This is a genomic window from Pedobacter sp. GQ55 (assembly GCF_059758925.1).
The window spans coordinates 254,662-271,848 of record NZ_JCAXEI010000006.1 but is presented as its reverse complement, the minus strand read 5'-3'; the positions used below and the strand labels follow the sequence as shown (position 1 = coordinate 271,848).

Here is a 17,187-nt window from a genome sequence, read left to right as displayed (position 1 = left end):
GTGACGATTGTCACAGGTCATTAGCCGTTTCATTTTTCAATTTTGTAGAAATAGGCTTTTATAAAAAAAAACCATGGAATTACTTAAGAAAATTGACAAAAACACCAATGTTTTAACTTGGTTTGAAATCCCTGTAGCAGATATTGAAAGGGCAAAGACTTTTTATGAAACCATTTTGGATATTGAAATGGTTAAAAGAGCAGATGGGAACGACGAAGCCGTTTTCTTTCCGTTTGATCCTAATGTTGTTCAGGCAACATCAGGAAGGGTTACGGGAGTATTGTCAAAAACTGAGAGAAACAGCCCATCTGGCAACGGGACAGTAGTTTACATTAACGCGAGTCCAAGCATTCAAACTGTTCTTGGCAAAGTTGAACAGGCAGGAGGAAAAATTATTGCTCCTAAGACACTAATTCCCGCCGGATATATTGCAATTATTATTGACACAGAAGGAAACAAAATCGGACTTCACGCAGAAAAATAAAAGGTGTATGTTGGGGAAATAGGGATATAAATTATATCCCTACAATGTCCTTTTTCTTTTTATGGCGCATTGTTTTTGGTATAACGGCCAAAATCTCTTCTCTCAACGCATTAAGCATTCTTTTTTTTATGAAATTTTTATGGGTAACAAGGCTGATCTCACGGACAGGCTCAGGAGATTTAAAATATCTTACCTTGCTTAGTTGTTTGTTGCTTAACTCTTCTAGTGCAAGCTCCGGCAACAGGGTGGCGCCATTATTCATATCTACCATGCGGATAAGCGTTTCGACACTTCCTGTATTATAGGTAAGCCCTTGCAGACGATTTTGCTTGGTTGATCTGCAGATGTTTAAAACCTGCGACCGCATACAATGACCCTCGTTTAATAACCAGATATTTTCACCCTCCAGATCATCGGCATCTATCGTTTTCTTTTTATAAAGTTTGCTGTTTTTGCTGATGTAAGTAACAAAGTTCTCGTAATACAATGGAGCTTCTTCTACTGCGCTGTCTCCAAGTGGAGTGGCCAATATTCCGCAATCCAGTATTCCTGTTTTTAAGTGATGAATAATATCTTCAGTAGTGTATTCCCATATCAGAAGTTTTAGATCGGGATATTTTTCCATCATTGCAGCGATTACTCTTGGTAACAGATAAGGGGCTACTGTGGGTATAATACCTACTTTAAGTTCGCCAACAACATCTTGCTGCTGGCTACTAATAATCTCTTTAATTTTGTGGCTTTCCTGAAGAACGAGGCGAGCCTGCTCAATAATCTGTGCACCTATTTCTGTTGGAATTATCGGTTGTTTACTTCGATCAAAGATTTTTACATTTAGCATTTCTTCAAGCTTTTGTACCTGCATACTGAGGGTAGGCTGGGTAACAAAACACTTTTCGGCAGCGCCTACAAAACTTCTGTAAGTATCTACCGCTACGATGTATTCTAGTTGAACTAAGGTCATATAGCTAAAGTTTATTCTCTTTAGCAAATATATCAATTTTAACTATGCTTAGCTAAAAAATCCTGATAAGCTAGTTTAATTCCTTCTTCAAGGTCTATTTCATGCTTCCATCCGAGTGAATGTAATTTAGATACATCCATTAATTTGCGAGGGGTTCCGTCTGGTTTGCTGCTATCGAAGGTTAGTTCTCCATCGAACCCAACGATGCGTTTAATTAATAGTGCAAGGTCTTTTATGGTGAGGTCTTTTCCGGTTCCAACATTTATAAAACCAGGTTCGTCGTATTCCTGCATTAGGAAATAACAGGCATTGGCCAGATCATCCGCAAATAAAAATTCTCGCATTGGAGATCCGGATCCCCAGATGATAACCTCTGGTGTACCGTTAATTTTTGCTTCGTGAAATTTGCGAATTAAGGCAGGGAGCACATGTGAATTTTGTGGATGATAGTTGTCGTTATACCCGTACAAATTGGTCGGCATTACCGAAATAAAATCGCACCCATATTGTGAGCGGTAAGCATCGGCCATTTTTATACCTGCTATTTTAGCAATAGCATAAGGTTCGTTGGTTTCTTCTAGTAATCCTGTAAGCAGGTAGTTTTCTTTTAATGGTTGTGGTGCAAGTTTAGGGTAAATGCAACTTGAACCTAAAAACATCAGCTTCTTTACACCTGTTTTATAGGATTGGTGGATAACGTTATTTTGGATACAAAGATTTTCGTAAAGGAAATCTGCCCGGTAAGTATTGTTGGCAATAATGCCGCCTACTTTGGCAGCTGCCAGAAATACATACTCAGGTTTTTCTGATTCAAAAAAATCGGTTACAGCTTGCTGATTGCGCAAGTCTAACTCTTTTGAAGTTCTGGTGATCAGGTTTGTGAAACCTTCTTTGATCAGTTTACGATAAATTGCTGAGCCAACCATACCACGGTGACCAGCTACATATATTTTTGCGTTCTTTTCCAATTTGCTTTTAATGATTATTACAAAAGTACAAAATCCTGTTGGCATCGTTAGGGGAGGTATGGAGTTCCTCCCGCTTTAGTTGGTCCCTCCTATCGTCGAGATGACGAGAGCTTTAAACAATCTGTCATTGTATGAAATAACTATTTGTTTAAGTTTGCATAAAAATAATTTTAGTAGTGGGTAAAGATAAGTTAAGAAAATTTGCAGAAATAGACACCTTTCCTAATGTTTATCAGCTTGATGCTGGTAAAGAATTAAAAGGTAAATGGGCGTCTCGGCATTTTAAAAATAGCAATCCTGTTGTTTTAGAACTTGCATGCGGTAAGGGTGAATACTCTGTTGGATTGGCAAAGATGTTTCCTGAGAAAAATTTTATTGGGGTTGACCTTAAGGGAAACAGGATTTGGCGCGGTGCACGTACTGGTATGGACGAAGGAATAACAAATCTTGCTTTTTTAAGGATTCAGATTGAAGATATTGTGGAGTTCTTTGATGAACATGAAGTAGACGAAATATGGATAACTTTCCCTGATCCGCAACCGCAGGATAGTCGTGAGAAAAAACGCTTGACCTTTCCAGGGTTTTTGGATAAGTACAGAACTTTTTTAAAACCAGGAGGTAAAATAAACTTGAAAACTGACAACGACGGTTTGTATCTTTATACTGTCGAGAAAGTTCAGGAGCTAGGGTTGGTTTGTCATAAAAACACAGATCAATTGTATAAATCGGAGTTTGCAGATGCTGTTTTAGCTATCAAAACGCATTACGAAAGGATTTATCTGAAACATGATAAGAATATAAATTACATCCAGTTCTCTTTTGATTAATTTAGAACTGAATATAAATTGATTAGATGGAACAATCATTTTATGACCAGGTTTTTGAGTTAGTGAGGTTAATACCTAAAGGAAGGGTAACCTCTTATGGCGCCATAGCTAAAAGTCTTGGCGCAGGCGGTTCGGCCCGAATGGTAGGCTACGCAATGAGCAATGCACATTTGGCCTATCCAACAATACCTGCTCACCGGGTGGTTAACAGTAGTGGGTTACTAACGGGTAAATTCCATTTCTCTGAGCCCGATCTGATGCAGGAAATGCTGGAGAAAGAAGGAGTGATAGTTAAAAATGATAAAATCCAGAATTTTAAACAGCATTTCTGGGATCCCCTGGTTGAATTGTAGCGTTACAATAAAAACTTTGACCAAAGGCACGCTGAATTAATTTTAATATAATGGGACAATTAGTAGAAGAGTTTAACGACTATCGTTCTAAAATGAACGATAGGATAATGGAAACCGCAAATACAAACATAAAGCGGTTTTTTGCTTTAGATACCACCACATATGCAGAGGGAGCATTAAATGTAAAAACTAAAGAGATGCTTGGTCTTGTGGCGTCTATGGTTTTGCGTTGTGATGATTGCATTAAATACCACCTGGAAAAATGTTACGATGAAGGAGTAACCAATGAGGAGATCAATGAAGTATTTATGATCGCCAATCTGGTTGGGGGATCTATTGTAATTCCTCATTACAGGCGGGCAGTTGAATATTGGGATGAACTTAGTCTTTAAATAATGGCAGAAATAGTTAGATGTGGTTGGTGTGGAACCGATCCTTTGTATGTAAAATATCATGATGAAGAATGGGGAAAGCCGGTTTATGATGATAAAACATTATTCGAATTTCTAATTCTTGAAGGCGCGCAGGCTGGATTAAGCTGGATCACTATTTTAAGAAGAAGAGAGGGGTACCGACAAGCCTTTGCTAATTTTGATGTAGCAAAAGTTGCCGCCTTTACAGATGCCGATGTGGAAAGACTAATGAATGATGCCGGTATTATTAGAAACAGATTGAAAGTTAATGCAGCAATAATCAATGCAAAGCTTTTCATGGGGATACAAAAGGAATTTGGGTCATTCGCCGACTATATGTGGGGCTTTTTACCAAATAAAAAACCCATTCTAAATAGGGTTAAGTCTTTAGGAGATGTACCTCCAAGAACTGAGATATCAGATTTGATTAGCAAGGACATGAAGAAGAGAGGGTTTAAATTTTTTGGAACCACAATCTGTTATGCCCATATGCAGGCTACCGGTATGGTAAATGACCATGTTGAAGGCTGCATAAGCCGGTAATTTGCAGGTTATTTTTTCTGCATGTCGTTATATGCTGCAACAAAAGCTTTTATGAGTTTAGCATCAAAAGTCTCTGTTGCTTTTATACGTTCAGCAAGATCCTCATCGTTAGTAAGTTTTTGAAGCAAAATGCTTTTAATCAGTTCCGTTTTGCCAGATGAGTTCCCGCCATCGGCAGGTATTTCCTGCATTGGTCCTGTCCCGAACTTTTCAATAAAATAGGCTGTCGGAAGGTTGCGTTTAGTTTGCTCAGCATCGTTTCTTCTGCCCCCTCCAAATGAAATACCCACACCGCCACCTACTCCTCCAAAACCCCCAGTTCCTGCTCCAACGCCCACAGATGGCCTGATTCGTGCTCTTTTTGGTTGAGGTTGTTCAATACTTGTAGTACCACCAATTGCATATAAATTTACAGCACCCTGCTCTATAATTTTGAAAAACCTATGCTCCATTTTCTTTTTGATTACAATGGGCTTGCTAACATAGGTTTCGCCATTCCATAAAAACTCTTTAATGTCGCTGGCTTTATACTGAACAATGGTTTCGTCGTCATTTTTAAGAATAACTGTCGAAAAATTGGTGCCCTGTATGGTTCCTCTTACAAAATCTCCAGAAGCAATAACCACTGCATCTTGTGCTGATGAGCGCAATGCGATTGCCAAAAGCATTGTTAATAAAGCGAAGGTTTTAAGTGCTCTTTTCATAATTATTCAAATAACGGAATTTCTTTTGTGTTTGTTATCTAATCCGATCTCTATTATTAACTTTGAGATATGTTGAAAGTAGTAACTTTTACGATCATTAAACGAATCAGATACAATGAAAAAACTTTTCCTTCTTGATGGCATGGCGCTTATTTACCGGGCTCATTTTGCACTGAGTAAAAACCCAAGGTTTACTTCTACAGGAGTGAACACCTCGGCAGTTATGGGCTTTACAAATACTTTACTGGAAGTACTTAAAAAGGAAAAGCCAACACATATCGCGGTTGTATTTGATACAGAAGCCCCTACTGAAAGGCATACCGATTTTGAAGCCTATAAGGCACACAGAGAAACAATGCCAGAGGACTTGTCGGCTGCACTTCCTTATATTTTTAAGCTGATAGAAGGTTTTAATATTCCGGTAATTACAAAGGATGGATTTGAAGCAGATGATATTATTGGAACTTTAGCAAAAGAGGCTGAGAAAGCCGGTTTTCAGGTGTATTGTATGACGCCTGATAAAGACTTTGCTCAGTTGGTGTCTGAAAACATCTTTATCTATAAACCTGCCAGAATGGGGAATGAGATGGAGATTTTAGGTGTAAAAGAAGTACTGGCTAAATGGGAGATTGAAAATGTTGAACAGGTAATAGATATTCTTGGTTTATGGGGCGATGCCGTTGATAATATTCCAGGAATCCCGGGTATTGGAGAAAAAACTGCGAAATTATTGATTAAACAATATGGCTCGGTAGAGAACATTATTGCAAATTCACATGAACTTAAAGGAAAGCAGCGTGAAAATGTGGAGACCTTCGCTGAACAGGGGATGATCTCTAAAAAATTAGCCACCATTATACTTAATGTTCCCGTTCCCTTTGATGAAAAGGCCTTGGAGCTTGAAGAACCTAGCAGAGAATTATTAGAGCCATTGTTTGCGGAGTTGGAGTTCAGAACAATTGGTAAACGTGTTTTTGGTGATGGGTTTAATGTAACCGAAGGTAAAACAGGCGGATCACAACAAATAGATCTTTTTGGTAATGCGGTAGATCAGGTTGAGGTCAAAACTAAAACTACGATAGTTATTTCGGAAGTATTTGAACAAGCCGTCGCCGCTAAGACTATTGAAAATACGGAACATGATTATAAATTAATAGATACTCCGGAACTGCGTAAGGAGCTTGTGGAATTGCTTTTAAAGCAGGAAAGCATCTCATTTGATACAGAAACAACAGGAACGGATGCCAATCTTGCAGATCTGGTAGGAATCTCGTTTAGTATAACACCAGGGGAAGGATATTATATTCCTGTACCGGCCGAAAGAGCCGATGCTCAGGTAATTGTAGACGAGTTTAGGCCTGTTCTTGAAAATGAAAATATAGCCAAAATAGGGCAGAATATTAAATATGATATGCTTGTATTTAAATGGTATGGTGTATCTGTAAAAGGAAAGCTATTTGATACCATGCTTGCGCATTATTTGATTGATCCGGATACACGACATAATATGGATGTGCTGGCCGAAAATTATTTGAGCTATTCGCCCATTTCAATAACTAAACTTATTGGTGCCAAAGGAAAGGGGCAGGGGAATATGCGTGATGTGCCTGTTGAGCAAGTAGTAGATTATGCCGCTGAAGATGCAGATATAACCTTGCAGCTTGCCAATGTGTTTAAGCCAATGCTTAAACAGCTTAATGCAGAGCAGCTTGCCAGTGATGTTGAAAATCCTTTGATCTATGTGCTTGCTGATATTGAAAAAGAGGGGGTTAGAATAGATATGGACACCCTGATTAACTATTCTAAAGAGCTTGAACTGGACATCAGAAAGTTTGAGCAGAATGTTTATGATAAGTGTGGTATTAAGTTTAATCTGGCCTCGCCAAAGCAACTGGGAGAGGTTCTTTTCGATAAATTACAGTTAGATCCTAAAGCAAAAAAAACAAAGACAGGTCAGTACCAGACCGGTGAGGATGTGTTATTGGCCCTTGCTCATAAAAGTGATATCGTTCAGGATATTTTAGATTTCAGACAGCTGCAGAAATTAAAGTCTACTTATGTTGATGCATTGCCATTGTTAGTTAATCCAAGAACTGGTCGCGTTCACACTTCATATAATCAGGCAGTTGCTGCAACCGGAAGGTTAAGTTCTAATAACCCGAACCTACAGAATATTCCAATCCGTACGGCAAGGGGAAGGGAGGTGCGCAAAGCATTTATTGCAAGAGATGCTGATCATGTGCTGCTTTCTGCGGATTATTCTCAGATAGAACTCCGTATTATTGCTGAGATCAGCAAAGAAGAAAATATGCTGGATGCCTTTAGTAAGGGCATCGATATTCATACTGCAACAGCAGCAAAGGTATATGGCATTTCAATTGAAGAGGTTGATTCTACTCAGAGAAGGAATGCAAAAGCCGTAAACTTTGGGATTATCTATGGCCAATCTGCTTTTGGCTTGTCGCAAAATCTGGGCATTCCACGCAAAGAGGCGGCCGCCATTATTGATCAGTATTTTGAGCAATATCCGGGGATTAAAAAATACATGTCGGACACGATGAATTTTGCCAGAGAAAATGGATTTGTGGAAACCATTTTAGGCAGAAGAAGATATTTAAGAGACATTAACTCTGCCAACCAGACTGTACGTGGTTTTGCAGAGCGAAATGCCATAAATGCTCCAATACAGGGCTCTGCGGCAGATATGATTAAGGTAGCGATGATCAATATTCATAAGGATATTCAGGATCAAAAACTTCAATCAAAAATGACGATGCAGGTGCATGATGAGTTGGTTTTTGATGTGCTTAGATCTGAAGTGGAAGCAATGAAACAGATCATTTCCTATAGAATGAAAACGGCGATTAAAACATCCGTTCCAATTGAAGTGGAAATTGGTGAGGGTGATAACTGGTTAGCGGCGCATTAATTTAAGCCGATAAAAAAGCCTCGTTATCAAAACGAGGCTTTTTTTATTTTAAAGCTCAATGGTTTCACCAATTGCCGGCAACAACAGAACTTTATTTTCTCTTTTAAATTTAGCTAAAGCTTCTTCCGTATCAATTTCTATTACAGGGAAGGTATTGTAGTGCACGCCAATTACGGTGTCGCAATCAATATATTTTGTAGCTATAATGGCATCATCAACATCCATTGTGTAGTTGCCTCCAATTGGCAGGATTGCATAATTTAGGTTATAAAGCTCGGCAAGGAGTTTCATTTCCATAGTGAGTGCAGTATCTCCGGCAAAATAAATGGTTTTATTTTCAAGTTCCAGCACGTAACCTGCTGGATTTCCACCGCAGGTCCCGTCGGGAAGAGCCGCAGAATGTGTTGCCCATACCATTCGTAATTTGCCGAAATCAAAGTTTTGCGTTCCAAAGTTCATTCCATGAACATTTTTTATCCCTTGCTTTTCGGCCCAATCAGCAACTTCTGCTATTGCAATAACAAGTGCATTGGTTTGGTTTGCAATTTCTACAAGATCAGCAACATGATCACCATGACCATGACTTACCAGGATATAATCAGCCGTTATACTTTTAGTATCTATATGTTTAGCAAGTGGATTGTGCGTGATAAAAGGATCGAAAAGAAACTTTTTGCCATCGGCTTCTAGCAGGAAGCAGGATTGGCCATAATATGTGTATTTCATTATTGTCCAAAGATTCCGCCTAATCCACCTAACATATCTTTAGTAGCTGCCTGCATTTCTGTAGCACTAACCTGATCAGCTTGTGTTAAGGCTTTATTAATAGCTGTTAATAGTAATTCTTCAAGTTCTTCTCTGTCTGCCTGCTTATGAAATTCTTCGCTGATCTCAACTGCTGTGATCGCTTTGTTTGCCGTTGCAGTAACACGTATTGCACCACCTTCAACTTCTCCAAAAACAGAGATGGTATCTAATCTTTTTTTTATTTCGTCAGCCTTCTGCTGAGCTGCCATTAATTTGTCAAACATAAGTTGTTGTTTTCATTATAAAACGAAATTAAAGGAATTTGGTTTAAAGTAAAGCCAATAAAATGAAAAACATGGGTTATTTATTCATTAATGCCGCATTGAAGTCGACAAAGAGCTTAAATAAATCCCGATATTCTGTTAATGGAAGGGTTTTATAGCGATCGTAAATATCATGGTATGCATTAATGCCTCCGGTGGTGTAAATAAAGAAGGCAGGAACATCTTTCTCTGTGAAAAAGTAGTGATCGCTGTTGGCGGCCTTACCTCTTGAATTGATTTTTTTAAGGTATTTGTTTTTATCGTTGAGCTGATTTAATAATGAAAATTCCTTTTGGTGGATGGTTGCATTTACTACAGTAATCCCTGTGTCTCCTGTTCCTACCATATCTACATTAATTAGAAACCTAATTTTTTGGAGTGCAAGCAATGGATGATCAGTAAAGTATTTGGATCCAAGTAATCCCGCCTCTTCTCCAGCAAAGCAAATAAACGCTATTGTGTAAGGTTGTGGATTGGCGGCGTAGTATTTTGCCAGAGATAGTAAAAAAGAAATCCCACTGGCATTGTCGTTGGCCCCGGGGAAATAGATTTTGTTGCCCATGCCACCTAAATGATCGTAATGTGCAGTTATAACCAATATGGAATCCGGTTTTGTAGTCCCTTTTACTACTCCACAGATATTGGCCGTTTTAAATTCAGGGATAAACGAATTTTCAATGTTGATTTGAAAGTTAAGCGGAAGGCCTTTGATCGCATTTTTTTTTATTTCTATGCCAGTGAAATCGCCTTGCTCAGAAGCAACAGACCAGGTGAGTTTATCCTTAAGTATGGCAATTACCTGCTGGTTTGTATCAGCAAAAGTAACGCTGTCTTTTTGTTCAAACGTTCCTTTGGCTGTTTTCCCAATGCTTTGGGGCATTACAATAAAATCTTTACCTGGGCTAAGTTTTTTGCCATTAACGGTAACCTGCATTTTTCCTGGAAAGGTATTTACAGGAAAAGAGAATGCCTGCTTAAAATCCGTTCCGTTCATCGGGCTAAGCCCGTAATCTTTAAAAGCTGAGCATATCAAATCTGCCGCCTTCTCCATTCCGTTATTGGTATACCCCCTGCCCCACAGCTCTTTTGAGCTAAGCTCCTTTACCATTTTGCGGGCATGGTGGATATCCTGCGATAGTGCAGGCCCTGCAATAAAAAGAAATAATATTAAGAAATACTTTTTCATGATGACCCCAAAGGAAAATTCAATATAGGGTTAAACTTACATAAAGTTTAAATTTTGTGAACGTAAAACACATATCAAACAAGATTGTTATAGTTTGATTAATTGAAACTTATGGATGTTCGCTCAAATGAGCCGTTTTGGCTGGTAAAAAATGGAATAATGCAATCCTATCCCTCTTTAAGGACAGAGGCGAACTGTGATGTGCTGATTGTTGGGGGAGGGATTACCGGGGCTTTAATGGCGCATGCCTGCATAGCTAAGGGTTATGAAACGATATTGATTGATAAAAGAGAGGTCGCAAATGGCAGTACTTCGGCAACTACCTCTATGCTTCAATATGAAATTGATGTGCCACTATATAAATTAAAGGAATTGATAGGTGAGCATGGTGCTATTGCCAGCTATCTTGCTTGCAGAGATTCTATTTATAAACTGGAGAATCTGGTGAAAGAGATCGATTCATCATGCGGATTTGAAAAAAAGGAATCCCTTTATTTTGCAGGGAAAAGTAAAGATGTCAAATGGCTAAAGCAGGAGTACGAAGCACGCAAAATGGCGGGTATTGATGTGAGCTGGCTTGATAAAAAAGAAATAAAGGCTATTTATGGTATTGTTGCCGAAGGAGCGATTCTTTCTGCAGATGGGGGTAGTGTGGATGCTTTTTGTTTGACCCACGATTTGCTGCACTATAATTCAAAGAGAGGATTAATGGTGTTTGATAAAACTGAATTGAAAAAAGTAAAATATGAAAAGGATGTTGTAAAGGTTCAGCTAAATACCGGAGCTGAAATATCTGCGAAGCATATTATTTATTGCACAGGATATGAAACTCAAAATATGCTTTCTGATACGGTTGTGCAATTGAAAAGTACCTATGCAATGGTTAGTGAGAAACAGGATTTGCATCCTGAGGTTTACGAAAAAACCTTGTTTTGGAATACCGATTCTCCATATTTATACATGCGAACAACGGCTGATGGAAGATTTCTGGTTGGCGGTGAAGATGAAAATTTTAAAAATGCAATTCGAAGAGATCTTCTTTTGAACAGAAAAAAGGAGAGATTGGAAAAAACGTTAAAAAAATACTTGCCGGATAGTTCATTCATTGAGGACTTTTGCTGGGCAGGTACTTTTGGGGAAACCAAAGATGGTTTGCCATATATAGGGATGCACCCTAAATACCCTAAAAGCCACTTTTTGCTCGGTTTTGGGGGTAATGGGATTACTTTTTCCGTAATGGGAATGGATATGATTATTGAGATAATGGAGGGAAGGCCAAATATTCTGTCTCATTTCTTCAGATTTGGACGTTAAATTAAGTGCAGATTTTCATTATAAAAATGTAAAAAAATTAAAAACGTATTGCACAACTCGATATTTATTTAAACCTTTGCGCCTCAACTCATTCAAAGAATTATTATACACAGAAAATGATTAAGCACGCGACCCATAAACTTTCTATTGTAGAAGCAAAAAATATTGCTTCCAGAAGTTTGTTTATTGAACGTTTGCGACCCGTTTTTTTTGTAACGACTAACCGGCAAAATTATACGCCGCGGATTTGAGTAAATCTCTGCGTAATGTTTCTACGCATTTTCCCAGAGGATTGCCTCTCAAAAAACAATTAATCAGAACATTTATTTTTTTTCGTTATCATATTAATGAATATAAACGATTTTATAGTGCAAGTTGCACTTCCTGAACATCGTGTCTTTGCAGAAGAAATTTGCGAAGAAATGGCAGAATCGGCAAAAGCTCGAGGTACAGGTATCGCTAAACGCTCTCCGGAGTACGTAGCAAATAAAATTTTAGACGGGAAGTCTGTAATTGCTTTCCATAAGGATGGCTCATGGGCTGGGTTTTGCTATATAGAAACCTGGACACATGGACAATTTGTAGCCAATTCAGGTTTAATAGTTAGTCCTAAATACAGAAAAGCAGGACTTGCTCATGCTATTAAAGAGAAGATTTTTGCGCTTTCGAGACAAAAATATCCTAAAGCAAAGATTTTTGGTTTAACTACAGGATTGGCTGTGATGAAAATCAATTCGGATCTTGGTTATGAGCCTGTAACTTATTCAGAGCTTACTCAGGATGAAGAATTTTGGAAAGGCTGTCAAAGTTGTGTGAACTTCGAAATTCTAAAAATGAAGGAACGCAAAAATTGCATGTGTACTGCAATGTTATATGATCCTGTGGAACAAAAACATGATGTTGCTAAGAAATTCGCAGAAGAATTGCACAAAAAGCCTAAGCTTTATGAGCGTTTTATGCGTATTAAACAACGATTGGTGCTTAGTTCAAAACCCGAGAATAAAGGAGGTTTAAAATCTCTGTTTTTAATGTTTACCGTTTTATTTAAATAGCTGTTATAAAGATGAAGAAGAAAGTTGTTTTAGCGTTTAGCGGAGGTTTGGATACCTCATTTTGCTGTATTTATTTAGCCCAGGATCGCGGATTAGAAGTGCATTCTGTTATTGTAAATACTGGCGGTTTTTCTGATGAAGAATTAGAGGAAATAGAAAAACGTGCTTATGCTTTAGGTGTAGCTTCTCATGCTGTGGTTGATGAAACGACAAACTATTACGACAGCTGTATTAAATACTTGGTTTTTGGGAATGTATTAAAAAATGCAACTTATCCTTTGTCAGTAAGTGCGGAACGTGTAAGTCAGGCTACTGCAATTGCAAATTATGTTAAGAAAATAGGTGCTGATTATGTTGCTCACGGAAGTACAGGTGCAGGTAATGACCAGGTTCGTTTTGATATGATTTTTAATATCATCATCCCGAATGTAGAGATCATTACTCCTATCAGAGATTTAAAGCTATCACGCGAAGCAGAAATAGAGTATTTAAGCAATCATGGTGTTCATTATAGCGCTGAAAAAGCAAGATATTCTATCAATAAAGGTTTATGGGGAACTTCGGTAGGAGGAAAGGAAACTTTAACCTCTAACGAGACGTTGCCAGAAGAAGCATGGCCAACTCAAGTTTCGGTAACTACACCTCGCAAGTTAACTTTAACTTTTACTAAAGGTGAATTGGTAGCTATTGATGGTGAAACCTTTGAACCGGTTAGAGCAATTCAGAAATTACAGGCAATAGCCCAGCCTTATGGTATTGGCAGAGATATCCATGTAGGTGATACAATTATAGGAATTAAAGGCCGTGTGGGTTTTGAAGCTGCAGCTCCAATGGTGATCATTAAAGCTCACCACACGCTAGAAAAGCATACTTTAACAAAATGGCAGCTTTCATGGAAGGAGCAACTGTCGTCTTTCTATGGTAACTGGTTACATGAAGGTCAATTCCATGACCCTATTATGCGAAACATTGAGGCTTTTTTAATTGATACACAGAAAACAGTTAGCGGAAATGTGTTTGTTGAGTTGTTACCTTACCGTTTCAATATCATCGGAATTGAATCAGAACACGATTTGATGAGCAATAAATTCGGCAGCTATGGCGAAATGAACAACGCATGGAGTGGCGAAGATGTTAAAGGTTTCTCAAAGATTTTTGGTAACCAGGTAATGATCTGGCATAAAGTGAACAGTCATGAAGATTAGAGCAGGTATAGTTGGCGGAGCAGGGTATACAGGTGGCGAGATGCTTCGTGTTCTTGTGAACCACCCATTTGTAGATATTGTATTTGTAAATAGTAACAGTAATGCCGGGAACCTTATTTCGGATGTGCATACAGATTTATTTGGCGATACTGACTTGCGTTTTACAGATGAATTATCGACGGATATTGACGTTTTGTTTCTTTGTGTAGGACATGGTGATGCGAAGAAATTTTTAGCGGCAAACGTTATTGATAGCAGCATTAAGATAATTGACTTGAGTCAGGATTTCAGACTAAAAGTTAATGCAGGAAATAAATGGGTATATGGCTTGCCGGAATTAAATCGTGAAGCTATACAGAAGGCAAGCTATATTGCTAATCCGGGTTGTTTTGCAACTTGTATTCAGTTGGGACTACTGCCTTTGGCATCAAAAGGTTTGTTGAAAAGCGAAGTACATATCAACGCAACAACAGGATCCACCGGAGCCGGACAAAGCTTGGCTTCAACCTCTCATTTTAGCTGGCGTAATAACAACCTGTCAGTATACAAAGCTTTTGAACATCAACATCTTAATGAGATAGGAGAAAGTTTAAAGCAGCTTGAGCCGGGCTTTAATGAAGGTTTAAACTTTATTCCGCAACGCGGTGATTTTACAAGAGGTATTTTGGCAGCAATGTATCTTGAAAGTGATTTGACAGCAGAGGAGGCACAGCGCATCTATGAAGATTTTTATGCGTCACATCCTTTTACTCATGTAAGTAAAAGAAATATTGATTTAAAACAGGTGGTAAATACAAATAAAGGGCTGGTGCATGTAGAAAAACATGGCAATAAACTCTTTATTGTAAGTATAATAGATAATTTGCTAAAAGGAGCAAGTGGTCAGGCGGTGCAAAATATGAATTTGATATTTGGATTAGAAGAAGGGACAGGACTCCGGCTAAAAGCAACTGCATTTTAAAACTGGCATCTTAAACGCCGGTGCAGTTTCACCCGTCATCTTGACGATAGGGGAGATGACGAAGCCTAATACACAAAAGAGTCTAGTTTGATACAACCCAAAAAATCTAAAAAAATGAACTTATTCGACGTATATCCATTAAATAATATAGAAATAGTAAAAGCACAAGGCAGTACCGTTTGGGATGCCGAAGGACAAGAATATCTGGACCTTTATGGCGGGCATGCCGTTATTTCAATAGGCCATACCCATCCGCACTATGTGCAACGTTTAACTGACCAACTTAATAAGGTTGGTTTCTACTCCAATTCTGTTAAGATTCCTTTACAAGTGCAGTTAGCTGAACAATTAGGGAAGGTTTCAGGAAAAACAGACTATCAATTGTTTTTATGTAACTCTGGTGCAGAGGCCAATGAAAATGCCTTAAAATTAGCTTCTTTTTACAATGGCAGAAAAAAAGTAATTGCCTTTAAAGGCGCATTTCATGGTAGAACATCTTTAGCCGTTTCGGCTACTGATAACCCTAAGATTATTGCGCCTGTAAATGAAACTGATAATATTGTTTTTCTTCCTCACAATGATGAAGCTGCCCTAGAGCAGGCATTTGCTGAATTTGGAAATGATGTTGCAGCGGTAATTATTGAAGGGATTCAAGGTGTTGGAGGTATAAAAGAAGCTTCGGTGAGCTTTTTACAAAAGATCCGTTTCCTTTGTGATCAGTATAATTCAGTTTACATAGCAGATAGTGTTCAGTGTGGCTATGGCAGAACAGGAATGTTCTATTCTCATGATTATGCCGGTGTTAACGCAGACGTTTATACGATGGCAAAAGGAATGGGCAATGGTTTCCCTGTAGCCGGAATTTCTATTGCACCAAAATTTAAGCCTTGGCATGGTATGCTAGGAACTACTTTTGGCGGTAATCATCTTGCTTGTGCGGCAGCTTTAGCTGTTCTTGAGATTATTGAACAAGATAACTTGTTGAAAAATGCCGAAAAAATAGGGAGCTACCTGATCGCCGAATTAAAGAAAATGGAAGAAGTAAAAGAAGTACGTGGACGTGGCTTGATGATAGGTATAGACCTTCCTGAAAGCCTTTCACATGTAAAAAAAGAGCTTCTATTTAAACATAAAATATTTACAGGTGAAGCTAAGCCTAACGTAATTAGACTTTTGCCTGCATTAAATTTAACTAAGGATCAAGCAGATCAATTTTTGAAAGAATTTAAAATTGCTTTAAAAGGATGAACCAATTCACCTCAGTAAATGATGTACAAGACATCGGCCAATTGGTTAAAGACGCATTGGCACTAAAGGAAAACCCTTATTCGCATCAGCATTTAGGAAAGAATAAGACACTTGGTCTGGTTTTTCTAAATCCAAGTTTGCGAACACGTTTGAGTACTCAAAAGGCTGCACTAAACCTTGGTATGAATGTGATGGTGATGAATATGGATAAGGAGGGCTGGGCATTAGAAACACAAGATGGTGTGGTAATGAACGGAACTACTGTTGAGCACATTCGTGAGGCTGCGGCCGTAATGGGGCAATATTGCGACATTTTAGGCTTGCGTTCTTTTCCTAAGCTGATAAACAGAGATGAAGATTATAATGAGGACTTTTTTAATAAGTTCATTAAATATTGTAATGTTCCTGTAGTCAGTTTAGAAAGCGCTACCCGCCATCCTTTACAAAGTTTGGCTGATCTCGTTACAATTAAAGAAACCTGGAGTGGCTCAGCTAAACCAAAAGTGGTACTAGCATGGGCACCTCATATTAAGGCCTTGCCTCAGGCTGTTCCTAACTCATTTGCAGAATGGATGTGTAAGGCTCAAGCGGATGGAATGCTTGATTTTACCATTGCTCAGCCAAAAGGATATGAACTAAGCGAAGATTTTACTCCTGGTGCAACCATTGCGCATAACTTAGATGAAGCGTTAAAAGGGGCAGATTATATTTATGTTAAAAATTGGTCTAGCTTTAAGGAGTATGGAAAAGTACTTCCCTATCCGGAGGGATGGATGCTTAATAATGAGAAACTAGTAGGCACAAATAATGCAAAAGTGATGCATTGCCTGCCTGTTCGCAGAGATCTTGAACTATCCTCTGAAATATTGGATGGCCCTAACTCTTTGGTTATCCACGAAGCAGGAAATCGTTTATGGGCGGCACAGGCAGTATTGAAACAAATGTTAGAAAAATTATTATAATCTG

At 38.5% G+C, this 17,187-nt stretch carries 18 protein-coding genes; 12 read left to right on the top strand and 6 right to left on the bottom strand.

From position 1 onward, the window contains the following. The first annotated feature begins 73 nt into the window (after positions 1–73). On the top strand, positions 74–484 hold the full coding sequence (locus AC6CH7_RS17485; protein WP_498263966.1) for a VOC family protein: 411 nt from the start codon (positions 74–76) through the stop codon (positions 482–484). 31 nt (positions 485–515) lie between these two features. Here AC6CH7_RS17485 and AC6CH7_RS17480 read toward each other — a convergent pair whose 3' ends face one another. Together AC6CH7_RS17480 and fcl are read right to left on the bottom strand one after the other, a co-directional pair. Continuing rightward, a complete protein-coding gene (locus tag AC6CH7_RS17480) occupies positions 516–1,448 on the bottom strand; it encodes a hydrogen peroxide-inducible genes activator (protein ID WP_498263965.1) in 933 nt (310 codons plus the stop codon). 38 nt (positions 1,449–1,486) lie between these two features. Beyond that, positions 1,487–2,416, bottom strand: a complete 930-nt coding sequence (fcl, locus tag AC6CH7_RS17475; protein WP_498263964.1) for a GDP-L-fucose synthase — start codon at positions 2,414–2,416, stop codon at positions 1,487–1,489. Positions 2,417–2,592: 176 nt separating this feature from the next. On the opposite strand from fcl, the gene trmB reads away from it, so the two are divergent. The 4 genes from trmB to AC6CH7_RS17455 are packed head-to-tail and all read left to right on the top strand — an operon-like array spanning position 2,593 to position 4,552. After that, positions 2,593–3,243, top strand: a complete 651-nt coding sequence (gene trmB / locus AC6CH7_RS17470; RefSeq protein WP_498263963.1) for a tRNA (guanosine(46)-N7)-methyltransferase TrmB — start codon at positions 2,593–2,595, stop codon at positions 3,241–3,243. A gap of 26 nt (positions 3,244–3,269) precedes the next feature. Further along, a complete protein-coding gene (locus tag AC6CH7_RS17465) occupies positions 3,270–3,596 on the top strand; it encodes an MGMT family protein (protein WP_498263962.1) in 327 nt (108 codons plus the stop codon). Positions 3,597–3,646: 50 nt separating this feature from the next. Then, positions 3,647–3,988 carry a carboxymuconolactone decarboxylase family protein gene (locus AC6CH7_RS17460; RefSeq protein WP_172662265.1) on the top strand — a complete coding sequence of 114 codons (342 nt, stop codon included), beginning with the start codon at positions 3,647–3,649 and terminating at the stop codon, positions 3,986–3,988. A 3-nt stretch (positions 3,989–3,991) separates the two neighbouring features. Then, a complete protein-coding gene (locus tag AC6CH7_RS17455) occupies positions 3,992–4,552 on the top strand; it encodes a DNA-3-methyladenine glycosylase I (protein WP_498263961.1) in 561 nt (186 codons plus the stop codon). Between the two features lie 8 nt (positions 4,553–4,560). Here AC6CH7_RS17455 and AC6CH7_RS17450 read toward each other — a convergent pair whose 3' ends face one another. Beyond that, positions 4,561–5,256: a hypothetical protein gene (locus AC6CH7_RS17450; protein WP_498263960.1), complete on the bottom strand. Its 696-nt coding sequence runs from the start codon at positions 5,254–5,256 to the stop codon at positions 4,561–4,563. Between the two features lie 115 nt (positions 5,257–5,371). Between AC6CH7_RS17450 and polA the strand changes: the two genes are divergently transcribed. Further along, on the top strand, positions 5,372–8,185 hold the full coding sequence (gene polA, locus AC6CH7_RS17445) for a DNA polymerase I (protein WP_498263959.1): 2,814 nt from the start codon (positions 5,372–5,374) through the stop codon (positions 8,183–8,185). Between the two features lie 48 nt (positions 8,186–8,233). Here polA and AC6CH7_RS17440 read toward each other — a convergent pair whose 3' ends face one another. The 3 genes from AC6CH7_RS17440 to AC6CH7_RS17430 all read right to left on the bottom strand — a co-directional run bounded on the left by AC6CH7_RS17440 (position 8,234) and on the right by AC6CH7_RS17430 (position 10,441). Then, positions 8,234–8,911, bottom strand: a complete 678-nt coding sequence (locus AC6CH7_RS17440; RefSeq protein ID WP_498263958.1) for a metal-dependent hydrolase — start codon at positions 8,909–8,911, stop codon at positions 8,234–8,236. Then, complete coding sequence (locus AC6CH7_RS17435) at positions 8,911–9,216, bottom strand: YbaB/EbfC family nucleoid-associated protein (protein ID WP_498263957.1); 306 nt, start codon at positions 9,214–9,216, stop codon at positions 8,911–8,913. Before AC6CH7_RS17435 ends, AC6CH7_RS17440 begins: the two co-directional genes overlap by 1 nt. A 76-nt stretch (positions 9,217–9,292) precedes the next feature. After that, positions 9,293–10,441, bottom strand: coding sequence for a M28 family metallopeptidase (locus AC6CH7_RS17430; RefSeq protein WP_498263956.1), 1,149 nt, complete (start codon positions 10,439–10,441; stop codon positions 9,293–9,295). A gap of 111 nt (positions 10,442–10,552) precedes the next feature. Between AC6CH7_RS17430 and AC6CH7_RS17425 the strand changes: the two genes are divergently transcribed. From AC6CH7_RS17425 to AC6CH7_RS17400, 6 genes are all read left to right on the top strand, one after another. Further along, positions 10,553–11,755, top strand: coding sequence for an NAD(P)/FAD-dependent oxidoreductase (locus tag AC6CH7_RS17425; RefSeq protein ID WP_498263955.1), 1,203 nt, complete (start codon positions 10,553–10,555; stop codon positions 11,753–11,755). Between the two features lie 347 nt (positions 11,756–12,102). Continuing rightward, on the top strand, positions 12,103–12,807 hold the full coding sequence (locus tag AC6CH7_RS17420; protein ID WP_048908219.1) for an N-acetyltransferase: 705 nt from the start codon (positions 12,103–12,105) through the stop codon (positions 12,805–12,807). Between the two features lie 11 nt (positions 12,808–12,818). Then, a complete protein-coding gene (argG, locus tag AC6CH7_RS17415; RefSeq protein ID WP_498263954.1) occupies positions 12,819–14,012 on the top strand; it encodes an argininosuccinate synthase in 1,194 nt (397 codons plus the stop codon). Further along, positions 14,002–14,973, top strand: a complete 972-nt coding sequence (argC, locus tag AC6CH7_RS17410; RefSeq protein WP_498263953.1) for an N-acetyl-gamma-glutamyl-phosphate reductase — start codon at positions 14,002–14,004, stop codon at positions 14,971–14,973. The genes argG and argC overlap by 11 nt, the downstream gene beginning before the upstream one ends. A gap of 114 nt (positions 14,974–15,087) precedes the next feature. Next, the gene (locus AC6CH7_RS17405) at positions 15,088–16,221 is read left to right on the top strand and encodes an aspartate aminotransferase family protein (RefSeq protein WP_498263952.1); all 1,134 of its coding nucleotides are present in this window, start codon (positions 15,088–15,090) and stop codon (positions 16,219–16,221) included. Then, positions 16,218–17,183, top strand: coding sequence for a Rossmann-fold NAD(P)-binding domain-containing protein (locus AC6CH7_RS17400; RefSeq protein WP_498263951.1), 966 nt, complete (start codon positions 16,218–16,220; stop codon positions 17,181–17,183). The genes AC6CH7_RS17405 and AC6CH7_RS17400 overlap by 4 nt, the downstream gene beginning before the upstream one ends. The last annotated feature ends 4 nt before the right edge of the window (positions 17,184–17,187 follow it).

Coding starts and splice junctions, on each gene's coding strand:
- AC6CH7_RS17485 (WP_498263966.1), top strand. CDS start 74: ATGGAATTACTTAAGAAAATTGACAAAAACACCAATGTTTTAACTTGG.
- AC6CH7_RS17480 (WP_498263965.1), bottom strand. CDS start 1,448: ATGACCTTAGTTCAACTAGAATACATCGTAGCGGTAGATACTTACAGA.
- AC6CH7_RS17465 (WP_498263962.1), top strand. CDS start 3,270: ATGGAACAATCATTTTATGACCAGGTTTTTGAGTTAGTGAGGTTAATA.
- AC6CH7_RS17460 (WP_172662265.1), top strand. CDS start 3,647: ATGGGACAATTAGTAGAAGAGTTTAACGACTATCGTTCTAAAATGAAC.
- AC6CH7_RS17455 (WP_498263961.1), top strand. CDS start 3,992: ATGGCAGAAATAGTTAGATGTGGTTGGTGTGGAACCGATCCTTTGTAT.
- AC6CH7_RS17450 (WP_498263960.1), bottom strand. CDS start 5,256: ATGAAAAGAGCACTTAAAACCTTCGCTTTATTAACAATGCTTTTGGCA.
- polA (WP_498263959.1), top strand. CDS start 5,372: ATGAAAAAACTTTTCCTTCTTGATGGCATGGCGCTTATTTACCGGGCT.
- AC6CH7_RS17440 (WP_498263958.1), bottom strand. CDS start 8,911: ATGAAATACACATATTATGGCCAATCCTGCTTCCTGCTAGAAGCCGAT.
- AC6CH7_RS17435 (WP_498263957.1), bottom strand. CDS start 9,216: ATGTTTGACAAATTAATGGCAGCTCAGCAGAAGGCTGACGAAATAAAA.
- AC6CH7_RS17430 (WP_498263956.1), bottom strand. CDS start 10,441: ATGAAAAAGTATTTCTTAATATTATTTCTTTTTATTGCAGGGCCTGCA.
- AC6CH7_RS17425 (WP_498263955.1), top strand. CDS start 10,553: ATGGATGTTCGCTCAAATGAGCCGTTTTGGCTGGTAAAAAATGGAATA.
- AC6CH7_RS17420 (WP_048908219.1), top strand. CDS start 12,103: ATGAATATAAACGATTTTATAGTGCAAGTTGCACTTCCTGAACATCGT.
- argG (WP_498263954.1), top strand. CDS start 12,819: ATGAAGAAGAAAGTTGTTTTAGCGTTTAGCGGAGGTTTGGATACCTCA.
- argC (WP_498263953.1), top strand. CDS start 14,002: ATGAAGATTAGAGCAGGTATAGTTGGCGGAGCAGGGTATACAGGTGGC.
- AC6CH7_RS17405 (WP_498263952.1), top strand. CDS start 15,088: ATGAACTTATTCGACGTATATCCATTAAATAATATAGAAATAGTAAAA.
- AC6CH7_RS17400 (WP_498263951.1), top strand. CDS start 16,218: ATGAACCAATTCACCTCAGTAAATGATGTACAAGACATCGGCCAATTG.